The sequence below is a fragment of the Amycolatopsis sp. NPDC031561 genome (assembly GCF_055580625.1).
On sequence record NZ_JBVILA010000012.1, the window covers coordinates 32,856 to 50,584 of the forward strand.

The following is a 17,729-nucleotide window of genomic DNA, read 5'->3' on the forward strand; positions in this document are numbered from 1 at the left end:
GGCGGTGCCGGGACTTGGCCGCGCCGGCTCTCAGAGTTTGCGTCCCACCCGTACGCCGTTGGCGCCTTGGCCGTCGAACGGCGTCACTCCTTCGGACTTGAGGCCGAACTCGGCCATCCAGCCGGAGTACTCCTCCGCCGTGTAGTTGCGTCCCCAGGTCTCGATGATGGCGGGCCGGACACCGATGTGGTCGGCGCCGAACCGGGCCAGCCATCCGGCAAAGCCGATGTCAGCGTCAGCCCCGGGTTCTCCCCTGCCGGTCCTCGGTTTTCCCTTGTGGCAGCCGAACATCGGGTCGCCGGGCATCGGCTGCTGACCTGTCTCCGGGTCACGCACGGTTCGAGCCAGGGCCCGCCAGCGTTCGGCGGGGAACTTCGTCTCGGGCATGTGGCAGTTGTCGGCACGAACCGGGCACGGACCGCACGGAAACGTGCGGTACGGGATCGCCCGTAGTTCGGACGCCGAACGGGCATCGCACCGATGCGAACCAGAGGAGAGCGACACCTCGGCGTCAGGAGTGCTCATCGTGGCGGAGCTCCAATCCGGAATCGGTGATCGTGGCGACGAGGAATGATCGCAGCAGCCCGCTCTCGCCGTCAGGCGAGGAGAGCGGGCTGCGAGCGTACCGAGATGGACGTCGAGGCCACCTACGTCGATTCCCATGGCCCGTCCGAAATCGGAGTCGGCGTCACCAAGCTGCTGGGTTTGAGCTCAAGCCACGGTTGAGCGGATCAACGTCACCAAACTCTACCTGCCTGACGGCGACCTCCGGTCCCAGATCCCGGACCTGGCGCCGTTGCTGTCGCGACGCGGCCCGATCCGGTGGGACCCGACCCAGCTGATCAGCAGCGTGTCCAGCTGGGTCAGGTTCACCCCACGTACTCACGGTGACGTTCCGCGCCTGCGTCGTACGAACCCCGCCCTCGAAGGACACCGTGACGCAGTCGCCACGCTCGCCGAACGCCTCGCCAAGGTCCCCATCCTGCCGGGCCTACACCAGAGCAACTCGGCACCGACCACGCGTGTGTCGCGCTCACCGCCGTCCAGGACAGCATCACCGGAGAGGCCATCAAGCCCCAGCCGCTATCACGATTCGGCGGCAGGCGACCAATCGCCAATTCGAGTGAGCCCCCGCCGCGACGTGGTCCACGGGGCAAACTCAGCAGCGGCGGAATCCGTGACTACCAATACCGACTCGTCCAGCGTGTGGAACAAGCGTTCCTTCGCGCCCGTCTCATCGATTTCGCCCGCGATCAGCAGCAGCGGCCGTTCGCCGATTTGCAAGCTCGCCTGGGCCAGAACGCCCTCGTCAGCGAAGACAGCCACATGTTTGACCTGTCCAATCGGCAACTCGACCAACGTCCTCCATCGGTAGATTCCGCCCCACAGCCCCTTGTCTCGAAACAGTGCTTCCGGGACAGCCCGTAGCCCGAACGCGGTGTCGTCTTGGTAGGTATTGACACTCCACACGGCGTCATCGTCCAGACGTACCTGCAAGCCGAGCAGCTGCAAACAGTGCGCCCTCGAGTCTGCGAACTGGGGGCCGCTGCCCGCCACACTGTCCCGCAGCGTCATCTCCACGCCAGTCCACGACTCGACGTACCTACCACACAGCGACGCGAACTCCCGCGACCGCTCGGCTACCCAGTCATCCTCCATCACACCAGCAGTATGTCCGCAACTCCGGAAGATCGTTACCGGATATTCGCAATAACCTGCCGCGCCTCGCGCCTGCGCGGGACCCTGGTCTGGCACATCGTCCGACGCCCTCGCGGCCTGATCGGCGGAGCAATCCAATATGGACACTTGTTCGTGAAAGTCACTCGCGGATAGGCGGGGAGCTACGACTCCGGCTTCCCCGACCACCACGCCTTTGAGGACTGGCTCTACCGGCTGGAACAGCTCGGCGACTGGGAGCAACGCCTCGCCGCCGGCGAACACGTCAGCGGCCCCGCCGCAGACACCTATCAGACCCGACGAACTGCGGCTTACACCGCTTACGCCACCGGCGCACGGCCACGGTGACCAACGCCCGGGACTGCTCAGGGTTTGGTTGACACCTGACCCTGTGACGCTTCGGTCTTGCTTGGAAGGAGTCATCCTGCCTAACCCCACAGGTCGCCTCACGACAGCAGGGTCTCGCCAGACGACACGGTGAGGACGGCGGCCAGCCCGGCCGGACGCCGACTACCGCACGTGGTGAGTGCGCCCCGCCGAACTGCCACTGACGCCGCCAGCCGCGCCGCATCATCCCTGCATCGGCACGAACCCACGGTTAGCCCAGACCAAAGATCCATGACCGCCGGACGATCACTTCCTGAGCATTGGCCGCACTGGCTAAAATATTAGCCGCGCCTCGTTGCCTGCTATCCCTCGCACACGCGCATTAAGTCATTCATATCCCGAATTCGGCTTCCATATTTCATTACCAATATGCACCGAGGGGACCCTGAAGACCGCTGGCTCATGGTTTAGATTCCAGCCGAGTATGTTGTCATCACCGTTATTGATGAGCACCTCAAGGATAATCTCGGCCATCGACTTCGAGCTTTCTTTCCACTCATCGAGGTCTTGGTTGCAGTAAGCGACTGGCCAATGATCCGGCTCAGATCGGCCGGTCACCCAGCAGAACATTCCTCCTTGCAGGTCATCTCCCCATGGAAGAAGTCCTCCACACTCCGGGAATAGCCGGCAGTCGACGTCATCCAGGTAGGCCATTTCCTCGTCCCCGATGACATCGATCACCGCGCGAACATCTTTTTCGATGTAATCAGAAAGGTCTACGCGGGCGTCGATAGGGTTACGAACCCAGATCGCGTTTCGATAGCTTCCAGAAGGAAACCTCGAGAGCAGCTGCTTGTAGTCACCCGGTAGTGAAGTGCCGAGTTCGCGTTCAACGAACGCCCAGTCACGTGCGGTCTCGTTTTCGCCCCGAGAAGGAGTACACCGTTGACGAAGCACTCGCCGTTGGTGAAGAGCACGACGAGTCCACTGTCGAACTGTGCCGCCTTGGTGTCGGAGGCCTCTGGTCCGGGGTGTGCCTGTCCAGGTGCGGAGGAAGTGCTCGGCGACGTCGCTGGCGGCTCGGCCGGCCTCATCCGCGCTCTTGCCCGCGGCCACTGCGGACTTGCGGGCGTCTTCGGCGTAGCCGGCCGCGCGGGTCGCCGCGCTTCGCGCCGACGGAGCGTCGCCGGTTCACGTGACTGCGCCGCGGCGGCCTGTGCTGCCTACGGTCGACCCCAGCAGCGGCGAAAGGGGGACGGCGGTGGACCTCGGTGCGGTCGTGGCGTTCCTGCGCGCACTCGTCGTGATCATCGTGGTCGCCCGGCTATTGGGCCTGCTCTGTCGGCGGTTCGGACAGCCGGAGGTGATCGGTGAGATCACTGGTGGCATCCTGCTCGGCCCGACCCTGTTGCACGGCGCGATCACCCGAGAACTCTTTCCAGCCGATATCCGCCCGGCGCTCACGGCGCTGTCTACCGTCGGGATCTGCGTCTTCATGTTCTTGGTGGGGCTGCACCTGGCCGACAGCGGCCTGCGTGGGCAAGGTCGGATCACCGTGGTGCTGTCGCTGGGCTCGATGGTCGTGCCGTTCGTGGTCGGCACCCTGTTCGCGATCGGCTTGATGGGTGATCGGTCGGGCCGGACCGCAGTCCTGTTCTGCCTCTACGTGGGTACCGCGATGTCGATCACCGCGTTCCCGGTACTGGCCCGGATCTTGACCGACCGCAACCTCATCGATACCCCCATCGGCGGTCTGGCGCTCGCTACGGCGGCAGTCGGTGACGTGCTCGCCTGGTCGATGCTCGCGGTCCTAGTGGCGTTCTCCAATGGGGACACTCCACCGTGGCGCGTGCTGCTCGTGCTGCCGTTCGTGGCGGTCCTCGTCGGGGTGGTGCGGCCACTGCTGGCTAGGCTGGCGGCTCGCCCGCCCGCGGTCCGGCCTCGTGGAACGGGCACCCGGATGATCCTCGGTACCGGCCTGCTGGTCGCGATCGCCGCCGCCCTCACGCTTTCGTCGAACGCTACCGCGTGGATGGGGCTGCACAGCATCTTCGGGGCGTTCCTGCTCGGCGCGGTCATGCCCCGTGAAGGCGCCGCCACCCTCCGGGCGCGGGTGCTGCCATGGACCGAGCGGACCGTCCGGACGGTGTTGCTACCCCCGTTCTTCGTGGTGGCCGGCTTCGCGGTTGACCTGTCTGGAATGGACGGTCGGGAGCTCGGCCTGCTGCTGTTGATCCTGCTGGTCGCGAATGGCGGCAAGCTGTCCGGCGCCTTCGGGGCCGCCCGGCTGGCCCGAATGTCCACCCGGCACAGCGCCACCCTCGCCCTGCTGGTCAACACTCGCGGGCTCACCGAGCTGATCGTCCTGGCGGTCGGTCTCCAGATCGGCCTGCTCGACCAGCGGCTGTACTCGCTGATGGTCGTGATGGCGGTGGTCACCACGCTGATGCCGGGTCTGCTGCTGCCCTTCGTCTATCCGCGGCGCCAGGCGGCGCGCGACCGCGAGCCTGGGCCGTCACCGAGTCCGCACCACCACTGAAAAGGAGTCGATGCCGTGAACCCGTTCGCCGACCCGGAGGGCCGTTTCCTGGTGCTCGTCAACGACCAGGACCAGTACTCGTTATGGCCGAGCCGCCGGGCGGTACCGGCCGGCTGGCAGATCGTGCACGCCGAGAACGGCCTGCAGTCGTCCCTGGACTACGTCGAGAGCCACTGGACCGGCCTGCAGCCGCTCAGCGCCCGCTGAGCGCGGATAGAACGGAACGGGCAACCTGTGCTTGCTATCTCGGACTTCCTGGAAGAACTGCGCCTCGCCGGCGTGCAGCTGTGGCTGCAGGACGGCAGGCTGCGCTACCGGCCGGCCGGCGGGCTCGACGGGGAACGGCTGGCGGTGCTGCGCGAACGGCGTGCCGAGGTGATCGCCGCCATCCGCGCCGACCCGGTGCCGGCGGCGCGGCCAGACAGGATCCCGCTGTCCGAGCACCAGCAGGGCATGTGGTTCCTCGATCAGATGGACCTGCTCGGCCCCGCTTACAACCACACCGCGCTGTACCGGATCACCGGGGAGCTGGACGTGCCGGCGCTGCGGTCGGCGATCACGGAGATCCTGCGGCGCCACGAGATTCTGCGGACCGCCTTCCCTGCGCGCGACGGGGTCGGCGTCCAGGTGGTGGAGTCGGCGGGCGACCCCCGCTTCACGATCCACGATCTGTCCGGCCTCTCCCCTGCCGAGCAGGACCGGTGGCTGGACGACCGGAAGCAGCGATACCGCGAGCACCGGTTCGACATCTCCGTGGCACGCAACTTCGGCACCGAACTGGTCCGCCTCGGCCCGGCCACGCACGTGCTGGTCTTCCGTGCGTACCACCTGGTGATCGACGGGTCCTCGTTTTCGATCCTCTTCCACGAGCTGCGCACGCTCTACGCGGCCTGCCGCAGCGGGACACCGTCCCCGCTGCCCGAGCTGACCATGCAGTACGCCGACTACGCGCTGTGGCAGCAGGGCCGGGACGGCACCGAGGCCGAACGGCACCTGGAGTACTGGAAGGACCGGCTGGCGGGCGCGCCGCATTCCCTCGGCCTGCCGACCGACCGGCCCCGGGCCGCCGTCGCCCAACTCGCCGGCGACCTGGTCCAGGTGCCCGTGCCTGCCGAGGTCGCCGACGGGCTGCGCCGGTTGGCCCGGCGGGAGGACGCCACGCTGTCCATGGTGCTGCTCGCGGCGTTCCACACGCTGCTGTACCGGTGGAGCGGGCAGACAGATGTCAGCATCGGGATGATCGTCGACGGGCGGGCGCACCCGGACGTCGCGGCCAGCATCGGCCACTTCGTCAACCCGGTGGTGCTGCGGGCCGACCTAGCCGGGCGCCCGACCTTCGCGGGGGTGCTCGGCCAGCTCCGGCCGCGGCTGATCGAGGCGCTGGAGCACCGGCACGTGTCATTCGACCGGCTGGTGGCCGAGCTGCGGCCGCAGCGGGACCTGGCGGTGCACCCGCTGTTCCAGGTGCTGTTCACCCACCTGGTGATCAACGATTTTGACCTCCTCGACGGCCTGGCCGTCACGCCGATCGAGGCGGCCGGGCGCAAGGCGATGTTCGAGCTCACGCTGGCCGCCTCGGAGACCGAGGCGGGTGAGCTGAGCATCGACATGGACTACCAGACCGCACTGTTTGACCGGGCCACCATTGAGCACCTGGCCGGCTATCTCGTCACGCTGCTGGCCGGGTTGGTCGCCGCGCCCGACGAGCCGATCGACGACCTGCCCCTGATGTCGGGCGCGCGGCAACACGAGGTGCTCGAGGGCTGGAACGACACGGCCCGTCTGTTCGACGACGATGCCTGCCTGCACCAGCTCGTCGAGCGGCAGGCCGCCGCCACGCCGGCCGCCGTCGCGGCGGTGTTCGAAGACCGGACGCTGACCTACCAGGAGCTGGACGAGCGGGTGAACGCCCTGGCCTGGCGCCTGCGCGAGCTGGGCGTCGGCCCGGACGAGCGGGTCGGCATCGGCCTCCATCGATCACTCGACCTGCTGGTCGCCACCCTGGCAGTGCTCAAGGCCGGCGGGGCCTGTGTCCCGATCGACCCGACCTACCCGGTCGCCCGCCGACAGCTGATCGCCGAGGACGCGGCGCTGCGGCTGCTGATCCACCCGGCCGCGGGCGAGGACGGAGCCGCCGAGCCAGCCCCGGTGCTGGCGTTCGACGCGTTCGGCGCCCCGGCCAGCGCCACCGGCCCGGCGAACCTGGCGGACCCGGCCAACATCGCCTGGGTTCTCTACACCTCCGGGTCCACCGGCCGACCGAAGGGCGTGGCCATGTCGCACCGGGCCCTGCACAACCAGGTGCAGTGGCAGCGCCGTCAGCGCCCCGGCGGCCGCGGACGCACGCTGCAGTGGGCCGCGCTCAGCTTCGACATCTTCTACCAGGAGATGATGACCACGTTGTCGGCCGGCGACACGCTCGTCCTGGTCAGCGAGGACGTGCGACATGACTTCGAGCGGTTGCTCGAAGTCATCGAGCAGCAGCGGATCGAGCGGATCTTCATGCCGTACGTGGCCCTGCGCGAGCTGGCCGAGCTGGCCATGCGCCTCGGCCGGATCCCGCGGTCGCTGCGCGCGGTGCTCACGGCGGGCGAGCAGCTTCAGGCCACTCCGGCGATCCGGGCCTTCTTCGGGCAGCTGCCGGACTGCACGCTGTACAACCAGTACGGACCGATCGAAGTGCACCTGGCCACCTCCCACCGGCTCGACCGCAATCCCGCAGAGTGGCCGGCGCTGCCGCCGATCGGCCTGCCCTTCGACAACGTGCGGACCTATGTGCTCGACGCCGAGCTGAGGCCGGTGCCACCCGGAGTGGCAGGCGAGCTGTTCGTCGGCGGGATCGCGCTCGCCCGCGGCTACCTTGGCCGGCCGGAGCTGACGGCGGAGCGGTTCCTGCCCGACCCATTCGGCGCCGGCACCCGGATGTACCGCACCGGCGACCAAGTCCGCTGGAACTCCGCCGGCCTGCTGGAGTTCCTCGGCCGGTTCGACGACCAGGTGAAGATCCGCGGGTTCCGGGTCGAGGTCGCCGAGGTCGAGGCGGTCCTCACCGGCTGCCCCGGGGTGCGCGAATGCGCCGTCGGCGCCCACCGGTACGGGGCGGGCGATCGGCGTCTGGTCGCCTACGTCGTGCCGGATCCGGACGCCCCGCCTGCCGCCGCCGAACTCCGCGCCTTCCTGGCCGCGCGTTTGCCGGACTACATGGTGCCTGCCGCCTACCAGACGGTGCCGGACCTGCCGCGGACGCCGAGCGGGAAGCTGAGCCGTCGGCTGCTGCCGCGGCCGGACGACGAGGCCGAGTGGGCAGGCGCGGCCGAGTACGAGGCGCCGGGCACGCCGCTGGAGCAGCAGATCGCCGCGGTCTGGGCCGAGGTGCTGGCCGTGCCCCGGGTCGGCAGGCAGGACAACTTCTTCGAACTGGGCGGCCACTCGCTGCTGGCGGTCGCCGTCGTCGCCCGGCTCGCCGAGGTCACCGGGCGGACAGTCACCCTGCGCACCCTCTTCGAGGCCCCGACCGTGGCAGGCTTCGCCGAGCGGCTGAGCGACGCCGAGCCGCGATGACCGGTGCCGCCCGGCGGAGGTTCGACGCCGAGGACGTCGGCCCGAGCGTGCCGTCCGGATCCACAACGGACGGATGCGGTCAGCGGGTCTGGCCGCTCGCCTGGTCGACGTCCTCGAGCACGATGGCGAACTGGATCCAGGCGGCCGCGCAGGACCTCGCGAGCGTGCCGAGGTTGATCCGGGAGTGCGGCGGGATGCGGCGCAGCGGGAGCCGGATCTCGTCGGGCAGCAACACCCGCGGACCGAGCCAGCGCAGCAGCGTCCGGCCGGACTCGGTGCAGCGCAGGGCCGGATCCTGCTGGAGGGTCTCGAGCAGGGACCGCAATTCCTCGGAGGGATCGTCCTGCGGCAGCTTCACGGTCAGCTGCCTGCTCGCCGTCCGGTTGTCGCGCATGGGCCGGGTCCGCCGGTCAAGGACCGGGTCTTCGCCGGCCCTCAGGCGCGCGCGGACGCTGCGCGCGGTCTCCACCGAGATGCCTGCCTCGCGCGCGATGCCGCGCAGCGTCGCGTCCGGGTGCCGGGCGATCAACTCGGCCGCGGCCTGCCGTCCAGCCGCACCGTTGACCGGCCGGACTCGGCCGTCCCGGCCGACCCTCGCCGGTGCGGGCGAGCCGTCGAGCTTGCGGCGCAGCGCTCCGACGGTCTTCGCGGCTAGGCCGGAGGAGACGGCGATGGCCCGGTCGGACAGCCGCGGGTGGGTACGGATGATCCGAGCCGCCGCGGCTCGCCGATCGACGAGCGTGAGGGGCATGCCGTGCGACACGTTGAGCCGGACGGCGAGCAGGAACGCCTCGTTTTCGTCGCCGTCGAACAGCTGGGCGGAGATCTCCGGCTCGCCGCGCAGCCGGGCGGCGGTGAGCCGGTGCATACCGTCGATGACGCGGTTCGTCCCGCGGTGCACCACGATCGGCGGCAGGTCCGCCTCCGTCTGCGCCAGCGATCTCGCGTGCGCCATGTCCACGCCGGCGGACCGCGGCGAATCGGCCTCGCGGATCGCGGAGACCGGCAGCCGGACGACAGTGCTGTCCCAGGGGCGCGATTCCACTGTGGATCGAGAGGTGTCGACTGGCACTCGGTCAGCCCCGTTCTTGGTCACGGCCTCGGATGTCGAGCGAAGACACGGCCTCAGCTTCATCCTGACCACGCGGCCGGACGTGCGGGACTCACTTGTTTAGGGGGCAACCGCCGGACGCGGCAAGCTCACTCGGCGGGCCGGCGCAGGAATCCCAGGCGGCGTACCTCCTCCTCGCCGTCGGCCAGCGGGACCGGACCGCCGCCGAGGGCCAGGGTCGCGAGGAACTCGCGGCGCGGCACCGGTCCGGCCCCGAGCCGCCGGCTCGACTTGCTGTCCCACTCGACGTCCAGCAGCGTCACGCCGGTGCCTGCCAGCCGGTGCTCCATGTCGAGCAGCGCCACCTTCGACGCGTCGTTTCGCCGGTGGAAGCAGGTTTCCATGGCGAACACGCTGCCCATGCCGACCCCGACGGCGCCCCCCACCAGGTCGTCGCCCTCCCACACCTCGACGCTGTGTGCCCAGCCCAGCTTGTGCAGCTCTGCCATGCACGCGCACAGTTCGTCGGTGAGCCACTCCGGCTCGCGGTCGCGGCGGCACTCGGCGAGCACCTGGTCGAAGCTCTGGTTCGCGGTGGTGGTCCAGGTCAGCCGGTTGCGCAACAGCCGCATGAGGGTGCGCGGCTTGGCCAGCCGCCCGTACGAGATGACCGGTCGCGGGTCCGGGGACCACCAGGTCAGCGCGTACGGGTCGGGCAGCGGCGAATCGAGCACCACGGTCGTCCCGGCGGCCACCGCGTCCTCGTACAGGAAATGGTTCGCCTCGATCTCGGCTGCCGAGGCGGCCGGCATCGCGAACGCGCCGTGCCGGTAGGCGCCGAGAACGATGGCCGGGTCGAGGCTGCCACCGATCGCGACCGGCTCCTCGGTCGGGGCAGTATTCATCGGGAGTTCGTCCCAGGCGCATCCCTCGCAGCGAAACACAGCTGAATTCTGGCCCCACACCGGCGAATGACGGGAGCCTTAGATGACCGTATCCGCGACAACAGGCACCTTCGGCACATCGGCGCGCTGGCTGCGCCGGCCTCGCCCGCGCCACTATCCTGAGGTCCGCCTCGTCTGCCTGCCGCACGCCGGCGGCACGGCAGGCGAATACCTGCCCTGGGTCTCCCTGCTGCCGGCCCGAGTCGAGCTGATCGCCGTGCAGTACCCCGGCCGGCAGGACCGGCTGGCCGAACCCTGTGCGCGGTCGGTGCCGGAGATCGCCGACGCGCTCTTCCCGGCGCTCGCGCCCTACGCCGACCGGCCGCTGTATCTGTTCGGGCACAGCATGGGCGCTCTCGTCGCCTACGAGGTGGCGGTCCGGCTGCAGGCAGGCACCGGGCCGGATCCGGCAGGTCTGTTCGCCTCCGGCTCGCTCGCCCCGCACCGGTTCACGCCACCCCGGGAGATGCTCGACGACGCCACCGTCGAGGCGGAGATCCGGGCGTCCGGCTGGAGCGATCCGGCGGTGTTCGAGCACCCGGAACTGCGTGAACTCGTGCTGCCGGCCCTGCTGGCCGACGTTCGGGCGGTGCTGTCGTACCACCGCCACGACCCGGTGCAATTGCGGTGCCCGATCGTCGCCTACGCGGGCAGCGACGGCGCCGCCGATGTGCCGGCCGAAACGGCCGCCTGGGGCGAGCTGACCTCCGGCCCGGCCGACTGGCGGCAGTTCGACGGCGATCACTTCTACGTCCGGTCCCAGCAGGCCGAGCTGGTCGCAGACGTCGAAGCCCGGATGTCCAACTGGGGAAATTCGCCGGTTGGACGCCAGTGAGACCGTGGCCTGTTCGGGGTCTCGCCGGGCAGAGTTCTTCATCGACGGCCGTCCGCGGCACGTCGCCGGCACGATCGGCGGATACCCCGTGCCGCCAGGCGCTGCGCCGATGCGTGTGGCGCAGCGCAATGCCCGGGCGGCCGCGGTTGTATGAGGTCGATACGGTCCGGCACCGCGCTACGCGGCCCTCCCCCGCCGTACTCTCGGGCTCCGGTCAGCGACGGCGTCAGTCGTCCGAGTTCTGCCAGTAGCTATCGCGTCCCCGCGTCCAGGACCGACGCAGCGGATCTCGCAGAGCCCGGATCACTAGGCCGGCCGGGATCACGAACAGGACGTAGGCGATCGTGAGAATGGCTTTGCGCATCAGAAATCCTTCGGTGCGGGAGTCTGCGCCGTCAGTCGAGGGGCACTTCGGTGCGCCAGTCCAGGTCCTCGTTCCACTCGGGCTGATCGGCCTTGGAGAGCAGGAATCCGCCGATCGCGAGCAGGTCGATGTCGGTCCGCATGAAACACGTGTAGGCCTCGTGCGGGGTATTCACGATCGGTTCGCCACGGACGTTGAACGAGGTGTTCACCACGACGCTGCTGCCGGTTTCCTCTTTCAGCGCGAGGAGCAGCTGGTGGTACGCGGGGTTGTCCCGCTGCCGGACGGTCTGCACGCGCGCGGAGTAGTCCACGTGCGTGACCGCCGGGATCACCGACCGGGGCACCTTGAGCAGATCGAGACCGGTGAGCCCGGAACCCTCCTCGACGGTGCGGCGAGCCGCCTCGGCGACCGGCGCGACCACCAGCATGTACGGGCTGTCCTGGGGAAGGTCGAAGAAGTCCTTCGCGTCGTCGGCGAGCACCGACGGCGCGAACGGACGGAACGACTCCCGGAACTTGATTTTGAGGTTCATCACCGACTGGGTCCGTGGATCGCGCGGGTCGCCGAGGATCGACCGTGCGCCGAGCGCACGGGGGCCGAACTCCATCCGGCCCTGAAACCAGCCGACGACCTTGCCGGCCGCGATCGCCTTCGCGACCTCGGCGGCCAGCGCCGCCGGCTCGAAGCGGCGGTACGGGATCCCGCCCGCCGTCAGGTAGTCGGCGATCCGGTCGTCGCTGTATGCGGGTCCCAGGAGCGCTCCGGACATGGCATCGCGTCCGGTGCCGATGTGGGCGCGCACGGCGCCCCGATCGAGCGCGACCGCCAGTGCCGCGCCCAGCGCGCCGCCGGCGTCGCCGGCCGCCGGCTGGACCCAGAGCTCGTCGAAGACCGAGTCGGCGACGATCTTTCCGTTGGCGACGCAGTTCAGGGCGACACCGCCTGCCATGCACAGCCGTGACTCGCCGGTCAGCTCCCGCGCGGTCCGCGCGAGCTGGAGGACGGCCTCCTCGGTCACCAGCTGCACGGACGCGGCCAGGTCGAACTCGCGCCGGGTCAGCTCCGCCTCGGGCTCGCGGCGCGGACCGCCAAACAGCTTCTCGAAGCCGCGACCGGTCATCACCTGGCCTCGCAAGTACTCGAAGTAGCGCATGTTCAGGCGGAACGAGCCGTCCGCCTTGAGGTCGATCAGCCGCTCCCGGATCAGGTCGGCGTACCGGGGTTCGCCGTAGGGAGCAAGGCCCATCAGCTTGTATTCGCCGGAGTCGACCTTGAACCCGCAGAAGTAGGTGAAGGCCGAGTAGAGCAGTCCCAGCGAGTGGGGGAACCGGATTTCGACGACGGGCTTCAGCCGGGCGCCCTGCCCGTGCCAGATCGTGGTGGTCGCCCATTCGCCGACACCGTCGACGCACAGCACGGCGGCCGACTCGTACGGGCTGGCGAAGAACGCCGACGCCGCATGCGACTCGTGGTGGCGCCGATAGCTGATCTCCGGTACCGGGCCGAGGTCCAGCCCCGCCAGCTCGCGGCGGACGACGTCGACAGTGCGCCGCTTCGACGTCCACCAGTCGGGCAGCGTGTCCCGGAACGAGGACAGCCCGAACGGGACCGCGCCGAGATAGGTCGCCAGGACGCGGCGGAATTTCAGTGCCGGGTCCTCGTAGTAGGCGATCGCCGACACGTCCTCCAGCGTCGCGGCGGCTTCGCCGAGCGTGTACGCGACCGCGTGCGCCGGGAAAGCCGAATCGTGGCGGCGGCGGGTGAAGCGCTCCTCCTGCGCCGCCGCGAAAGGTTCGCCGTCGCGGACGAGCGCCGCCGCACTGTCGTGGTAGTAGGCGGAAATGCCAAGGACCAGATCAGACATTCGATCGTCTCTCAGATTGTGTCCGGCGGGTCCCTTTGCGTGCCAGGAGTCCGGGTGGCGGGTTCAGCGACCGGTATCCGGCCCGGATCCGGTCCCACACTTCCGCGCGAGCTGACGGCGTCTGCTGGGCCAGGTAGTCGTCGATGGCGTCAGCTGCCCAGGCGGAGTGCCCGGTCGCGACGTTGTCGATGGTGTTGTGGATGTCGAGGAACGCCGTGCTGAAGCCGTACTTCTCGAGCGCCTGCCTGCCGCGGCGGTAACTGCCGCCGACGCCGGACAGCTCCATCGCCAGGTTCAGGCCGAGAATCTCCGCCTCGAACGTGCGCGGGAACCGGCCGATCGACAGCCAGTAGACCGGCGTTTCGAACGACCGGTCCCGGAAGCCGGGCCAGGCCGCGAACTCCGGCGACCGGGTCGGTGGGAGATCGATGTCCATCTCCCGCAGCATGGCGCGGTAGATCAGCGGATGGTTCAGGCTCAGGTCGCCGTTCCCGAGTTCGTCCCAGTAGGTCTCGAACAGGAAGTGGCCGCGCTCGGAGGAGGCTAGCTGGTAGTCGGTGCTCCCGGCCAGCCAGGAACCGTCGATCAGGGTGAGCGGCGCCAGTTGCAGGCTCGAGTCGATCAGGTCGGCGCGGTCCGGCAAGGGATCGTCCAGGCCGTCGTGGAAGTCGTCGTTGTGCCGGTCGTGCTGGTCGAGCAGCCAGGGCCGCAGGCCGTCCACCGGTTGCTCGGCCGGCAGTGTCCGGGCGGATGGCTCCATGTCGCTCCGGCACCGGGCGAGCCGCTTTTCCACGTATCGCTGTGCGTACCGGCGGGTCGCGGGCGTGGTCGCGCGCTGCAGCAGAGACGTGTAGGCCTGCCGTATGCCCGCGGGAGCGTCGCCGTCGCCGCGAGCGCTGTCCGGGGCCGGCCGGAGCATGATCCGCCGGGGCTGATGGGCGGGCGGCCGCCACTCTGCCCGCTGCGTGGCATCCGTCGGCAGCGCGTCGATCCATCGCTTAATCGTGTCGAGGTCGTGGTCCGGGAACACTCGGAACATCCGGCCCTTCTCCGACACCAAGGCGCCGGTCAGCCGGCTGGCCTCGGATCTGCCCGGCCGGACGAGGCGGCTGTTCGCCAGCGCGGTCAGGAACGGGATCGGGTCCGTGCGCGCCTCGGTGAGCCACTCTTTCAGCGGCCGACCCTGCATGTTGAACCGGTCGTGATAGGCGGACGCCTCCCTGGCCCGCGACTGCACCAGCTCCGCCATCTCGAAACCCGGGTCACGAGCGGCGTCCAGCTCCTGATACACCTCGTCGCACCACTGTCGCAGCGCGCCGAACGCCCAGGCGAAGCCGCGTTCGACCGCGGCCCCGCCGGACGCGCCCGCCGATTCGGCGAACGCGTCCGCCAAGGCCCGGGCATCCTCGACCGCCGACGGCCCGTCCGGCATGCGTGCGCGGCTCGGATCCAGCGCGTCCCAGCCGATCCCGTGCGGAAGCCGGGACTGAACACCATCGAGCGGCGGGAGCAGACCGATCTCGCGCAGGCAAAGATCGAGACCGATGATCTCGCCCCGGTACTCGTTCGGGCGCCTGCTCATCGTCAACGCGACGGCCGGCAGGTAGAAAGACCAGTCGGCGATCCGGCGGTCCTGCGCCAGTTGGCTCGCCGGATGCGCGTGCACGGCGACCCGGAGGTGTTGCAGGAGCGAGAGGTAAGCGCTCCCTCGCGACGCCCGCGGATGCCCGGCGCCGACGTCGCCCGCGTAGAGGGACAGCGCCCGCATGGTGACCGCTTCCTCGGCGTTGCCCGGCTCGCTCATCCATTGCAGCCAGGCACCGGACACCGAGGCCAGGGGGGCGCACCCGAGCGTCGCCCGGCGGACAAGCACGTCGGCACAACCCTCGCGTTCCGCCGTGGCGAAGAGGGCCGCGAAGCGTGCACGTTGCGTGGCGGCCCACGCCGAAACGGACGGGCCGAGACTCAGCGGAGCGGACTCATCGGCCGTGGTGGCCGGCGATTCCGGCGGGCCGTGCTCCTCGCGGTTCAGCTCGGCGACGATCTCGGACCGCAGCGCGTCGGGCAGCGGCGTGCTCTCCGGGTCGCACGCCCGCGCGAACACCGTCCGCACCGACAACGCCGCGGGATCGCCGTCGGCCGCGTGGTCAGAACCTCGGGTGAATGGACGCATCGCGTGTCTTCCTCCTCTTACCTCGAAGAGCTTGGCGACCGCTTTGCGCGGAAGGGCCATCGCGCCCTCGCCTCCCCTCCTCGGCGCGTCGACGTCCGTACCTCACGTCAGCTCGGCGAGCAAGGTCGCGGCCGTCGTCCGTGCCGTGCCTGCGAAGGGGACGCCGCGTCGCGCGCAAACCTCGAAGATCATCGACTGCCCGACTCCAGGTTCACCTCTGCTGCCGAGCACACTAACTCCGCGCCGAAGCGTTGCCGCGTCCCGTAAAACGGCCCCGCACGGCCCTCGGCCTGGTGGCGGCGCGGGCCAGGTCCGGGGAGTCGTGCGAGCAGCCCGCTGCGTCACCGGTTCAGGTGACTGCGCTGGTCCGGCCAGCATTGCCTACGTTCGAGCGGGACGCTCGTGGAGGTGATCGTGACAAACACCAAGTACGCCCCGGATGTGGTTTTCGAACGGCAGATCGGTCCGGAAGCGCAGCGGGATTCCGCCGACCCGCCGTTGGGCGCGGGTGGATTCGGCAGCGTCTTCACCGACCACATGGTCACCGTCCGCTACCGGCCCGACGAACAATGGCACGGCGCGAGGGTGGAGCGGTTCGGGTCGACGACGGTGTCGCCGGCGGCGGCCGGCCTGCACTACGGCCAGACGATCTTCGAGGGGCTCAAGGCGTACCGCGCGCCGGACGACCGTATCCTGCTGTTCCGGCCGGACGCGAACGCCGAGCGGTTCCAGCGGTCGGCCCGCCGCCTTGCCATGCCCGAGCTTCCCAGCGAACTCTTCGTCCGGGCCGTGGAGGAGCTGGTCGCCGCCGATCGGCGATGGGTGCCGTCGGCCGACGAAGGCAGCCTCTACTTGCGTCCCTTCATGGTCGCCACCGAACCCTTCCTTGGCATGCGTCCGGCCGAGGAGTACCTCTTCCGCGTCATCGCCTCCCCCGTTGGCGGTGTCTTCGCCGGCGGGCCGGGAGCCATCTCGGTGGACGTCTCCCACGACTACGCACGGGCGGCCGCGGGCGGTACAGGCTCCGCCAAATGCGGCGGCAACTACGCCGCGGCGCTGCCCGCACTGCGACGCGCCGTCTCGTCGGGGTATGACCAGGTGGTGTTCCTGGACGCCGCGCAGCACCGCTACGTGGAGGAACTCGGCGGCATGAACATCTTCTTCGTCTTCCGCGACGGCCGGATCGCGACCCCGCCGCTGCTCGACAGGGTTCTCGCCGGTGTGACCAGGGACTCGGTCATCACGCTGGCCGAGGAGGCCGATCATCGAGTGGTGGAGGCCCCGTACACAGTCGAACAATGGCGCGACGACGCGGCAGCCGGCGAGCTCCGTGAGGTGTTCGCCTGCGGGACCGCCGCGACGATCGCCGGAATCGATCGCGTCCGGTACCTCGGCGAGGAGTTCGCCGTCGGGGACGGTGGCATCGGCCCGATCACCGCGGGCTTGCGCACTCGGCTGCTCGATCTGCAGTACGGACGCACCGCCGACGTCCACAACTGGATTCGGGTCCTCCCGTGACCGGCGCCGCACCGGCGCTCGTCGGTCCCCGACCATCCCGGTAAGCGGCGCGGGATGCCTTACTTCCGGATCGGCGACGCCGACCTGTACGCGGAAGTCGCCGGGGACGGTGAGCCGGTCCTGTTGCTGCATGGCGGCTTCTGCTCGCTCGAGTCGATGCGGGCCCAGGCCGACGCGCTCGCGCGCGACTACCGCGTGTTCGCCTTCGAACGTCCTGGGCACGGCCGTTCGGCCGACGTGGACGGGGAGTACGGGTACGAGCGCGGTGTCGCCAACACCCTCGCCTATCTCGACATCGTCGGCCTCGAGTCGGCGCATGTCGTCGGCTACAGCGACGGCGGGATCATCGGGCTGCTGCTGGCGCTCCACCATCCGGAGCGGGTGCGGTCGCTGGTCGCCATCAGTGCGAACCTCGATCAGTCGGCGTTCACGACCAGCCTGGAGGCGGACGCCGCCACCGTGCTCGTTCAGTCCGAAGAGGACGAACCCAAGCCGGAAGCGAATGCCGAACGGCTGCACTACGAGCGTCTCTCGCCGGACGGCCCGGGGCACCTGGACATCGTCCTGAAAAAGCTTCTCCGTATGTGGGCGAGACAGCCGCGGATCGATCCGGGTGATCTGGCCCGGATCACCGCGCCCGTGCTGGTGATGTCGGGCGACCGCGACACGATCCGCCCCGACCACAGCCTGCTCATCGCCGCGTCCGTTCCCGGCGCGCAGCTGTGCATCGTCCCGGGGACCACGCACGACCTCGTCGGCGAGCGGCCCGAACTCATCAGCCTGCTCGTCCAGCAGTTCCTGGCGGCCGGTCGGGCACGAGCGCGGAGCACCGCGCCGGGAGCCGAGCGGGCCACCGGCCACAGTGGGTAGTGC

At 69.5% G+C, this 17,729-nt stretch carries 14 protein-coding genes; 6 read left to right on the plus strand and 8 right to left on the minus strand.

The features are described 5' to 3' along the window. Positions 1 to 30: 30 nt before the first annotated feature. The 3 genes from ACZ5IK_RS23445 to ACZ5IK_RS23455 form a co-directional block, all read right to left on the minus strand. Positions 31 to 525 carry a DUF6283 family protein gene (locus ACZ5IK_RS23445; RefSeq protein ID WP_465489595.1) on the minus strand — a complete coding sequence of 165 codons (495 nt, stop codon included), beginning with the start codon at positions 523 to 525 and terminating at the stop codon, positions 31 to 33. A gap of 561 nt (positions 526 to 1,086) precedes the next feature. Beyond that, complete coding sequence (locus tag ACZ5IK_RS23450; protein ID WP_465489596.1) at positions 1,087 to 1,662, minus strand: hypothetical protein; 576 nt, start codon at positions 1,660 to 1,662, stop codon at positions 1,087 to 1,089. Between the two features lie 729 nt (positions 1,663 to 2,391). Continuing rightward, a complete protein-coding gene (locus ACZ5IK_RS23455) occupies positions 2,392 to 2,961 on the minus strand; it encodes an SMI1/KNR4 family protein (protein ID WP_465489597.1) in 570 nt (189 codons plus the stop codon). 304 nt (positions 2,962 to 3,265) lie between these two features. Between ACZ5IK_RS23455 and ACZ5IK_RS23460 the strand changes: the two genes are divergently transcribed. Genes ACZ5IK_RS23460 through ACZ5IK_RS23470 form a run of 3 tightly spaced genes read left to right on the plus strand, consistent with a single transcriptional unit; the run spans position 3,266 to position 8,104 of the window. Next, positions 3,266 to 4,543, plus strand: coding sequence for a cation:proton antiporter domain-containing protein (locus tag ACZ5IK_RS23460; protein WP_465489598.1), 1,278 nt, complete (start codon positions 3,266 to 3,268; stop codon positions 4,541 to 4,543). A gap of 15 nt (positions 4,544 to 4,558) precedes the next feature. Continuing rightward, a complete protein-coding gene (locus ACZ5IK_RS23465) occupies positions 4,559 to 4,750 on the plus strand; it encodes an MbtH family protein (protein WP_465489599.1) in 192 nt (63 codons plus the stop codon). Positions 4,751 to 4,777: 27 nt separating this feature from the next. Continuing rightward, positions 4,778 to 8,104: a non-ribosomal peptide synthetase gene (locus tag ACZ5IK_RS23470; RefSeq protein ID WP_465489600.1), complete on the plus strand. Its 3,327-nt coding sequence runs from the start codon at positions 4,778 to 4,780 to the stop codon at positions 8,102 to 8,104. A 79-nt stretch (positions 8,105 to 8,183) separates the two neighbouring features. On the opposite strand, the gene ACZ5IK_RS23475 is transcribed toward ACZ5IK_RS23470, so the two are convergent. Both ACZ5IK_RS23475 and ACZ5IK_RS23480 read right to left on the minus strand, forming a co-directional pair. Beyond that, positions 8,184 to 9,149, minus strand: coding sequence for a ParB/RepB/Spo0J family partition protein (locus ACZ5IK_RS23475; protein WP_465489601.1), 966 nt, complete (start codon positions 9,147 to 9,149; stop codon positions 8,184 to 8,186). A gap of 155 nt (positions 9,150 to 9,304) precedes the next feature. Next, positions 9,305 to 10,060, minus strand: coding sequence for a leucyl/phenylalanyl-tRNA--protein transferase (locus ACZ5IK_RS23480; RefSeq protein WP_465489602.1), 756 nt, complete (start codon positions 10,058 to 10,060; stop codon positions 9,305 to 9,307). 82 nt (positions 10,061 to 10,142) lie between these two features. Here ACZ5IK_RS23480 and ACZ5IK_RS23485 point away from each other — a divergent pair, with 82 nt between their 5' ends. Continuing rightward, complete coding sequence (locus ACZ5IK_RS23485) at positions 10,143 to 10,934, plus strand: thioesterase II family protein (protein WP_465489603.1); 792 nt, start codon at positions 10,143 to 10,145, stop codon at positions 10,932 to 10,934. A gap of 226 nt (positions 10,935 to 11,160) precedes the next feature. On the opposite strand, the gene ACZ5IK_RS23490 is transcribed toward ACZ5IK_RS23485, so the two are convergent. Genes ACZ5IK_RS23490 through ACZ5IK_RS23500 form a run of 3 tightly spaced genes read right to left on the minus strand, consistent with a single transcriptional unit; the run spans position 11,161 to position 15,338 of the window. Beyond that, positions 11,161 to 11,298: a hypothetical protein gene (locus tag ACZ5IK_RS23490; protein WP_465489604.1), complete on the minus strand. Its 138-nt coding sequence runs from the start codon at positions 11,296 to 11,298 to the stop codon at positions 11,161 to 11,163. A gap of 31 nt (positions 11,299 to 11,329) precedes the next feature. Beyond that, positions 11,330 to 13,165 (minus strand): carbamoyltransferase family protein, encoded by a 1,836-nt coding sequence (locus tag ACZ5IK_RS23495; RefSeq protein ID WP_465489605.1) that lies wholly within the window; start codon positions 13,163 to 13,165, stop codon positions 11,330 to 11,332. Then, positions 13,158 to 15,338: an iron-containing redox enzyme family protein gene (locus ACZ5IK_RS23500; protein WP_465489606.1), complete on the minus strand. Its 2,181-nt coding sequence runs from the start codon at positions 15,336 to 15,338 to the stop codon at positions 13,158 to 13,160. Before ACZ5IK_RS23500 ends, ACZ5IK_RS23495 begins: the two co-directional genes overlap by 8 nt. Before the next feature lie 414 nt (positions 15,339 to 15,752). Here ACZ5IK_RS23500 and ACZ5IK_RS23505 point away from each other — a divergent pair, with 414 nt between their 5' ends. Continuing rightward, a complete protein-coding gene (locus ACZ5IK_RS23505; protein ID WP_465489607.1) occupies positions 15,753 to 16,856 on the plus strand; it encodes a branched-chain amino acid aminotransferase in 1,104 nt (367 codons plus the stop codon). 54 nt (positions 16,857 to 16,910) lie between these two features. After that, positions 16,911 to 17,726 (plus strand): alpha/beta fold hydrolase, encoded by an 816-nt coding sequence (locus tag ACZ5IK_RS23510; protein ID WP_465489608.1) that lies wholly within the window; start codon positions 16,911 to 16,913, stop codon positions 17,724 to 17,726. The last annotated feature ends 3 nt before the right edge of the window (positions 17,727 to 17,729 follow it).

Excerpts from the sequence above, each read along its gene's own strand:
- ACZ5IK_RS23490 (WP_465489604.1), bottom strand. The coding sequence starts at position 11,298 with ATGCGCAAAGCCATTCTCACGATCGCCTACGTCCTGTTCGTGATCCCG.
- ACZ5IK_RS23445 (WP_465489595.1), bottom strand. The coding sequence starts at position 525 with ATGAGCACTCCTGACGCCGAGGTGTCGCTCTCCTCTGGTTCGCATCGG.
- ACZ5IK_RS23500 (WP_465489606.1), bottom strand. The coding sequence starts at position 15,338 with ATGCGTCCATTCACCCGAGGTTCTGACCACGCGGCCGACGGCGATCCC.
- ACZ5IK_RS23510 (WP_465489608.1), top strand. The coding sequence starts at position 16,911 with ATGCCTTACTTCCGGATCGGCGACGCCGACCTGTACGCGGAAGTCGCC.
- ACZ5IK_RS23485 (WP_465489603.1), top strand. The coding sequence starts at position 10,143 with ATGACCGTATCCGCGACAACAGGCACCTTCGGCACATCGGCGCGCTGG.
- ACZ5IK_RS23495 (WP_465489605.1), bottom strand. The coding sequence starts at position 13,165 with ATGTCTGATCTGGTCCTTGGCATTTCCGCCTACTACCACGACAGTGCG.
- ACZ5IK_RS23480 (WP_465489602.1), bottom strand. The coding sequence starts at position 10,060 with ATGAATACTGCCCCGACCGAGGAGCCGGTCGCGATCGGTGGCAGCCTC.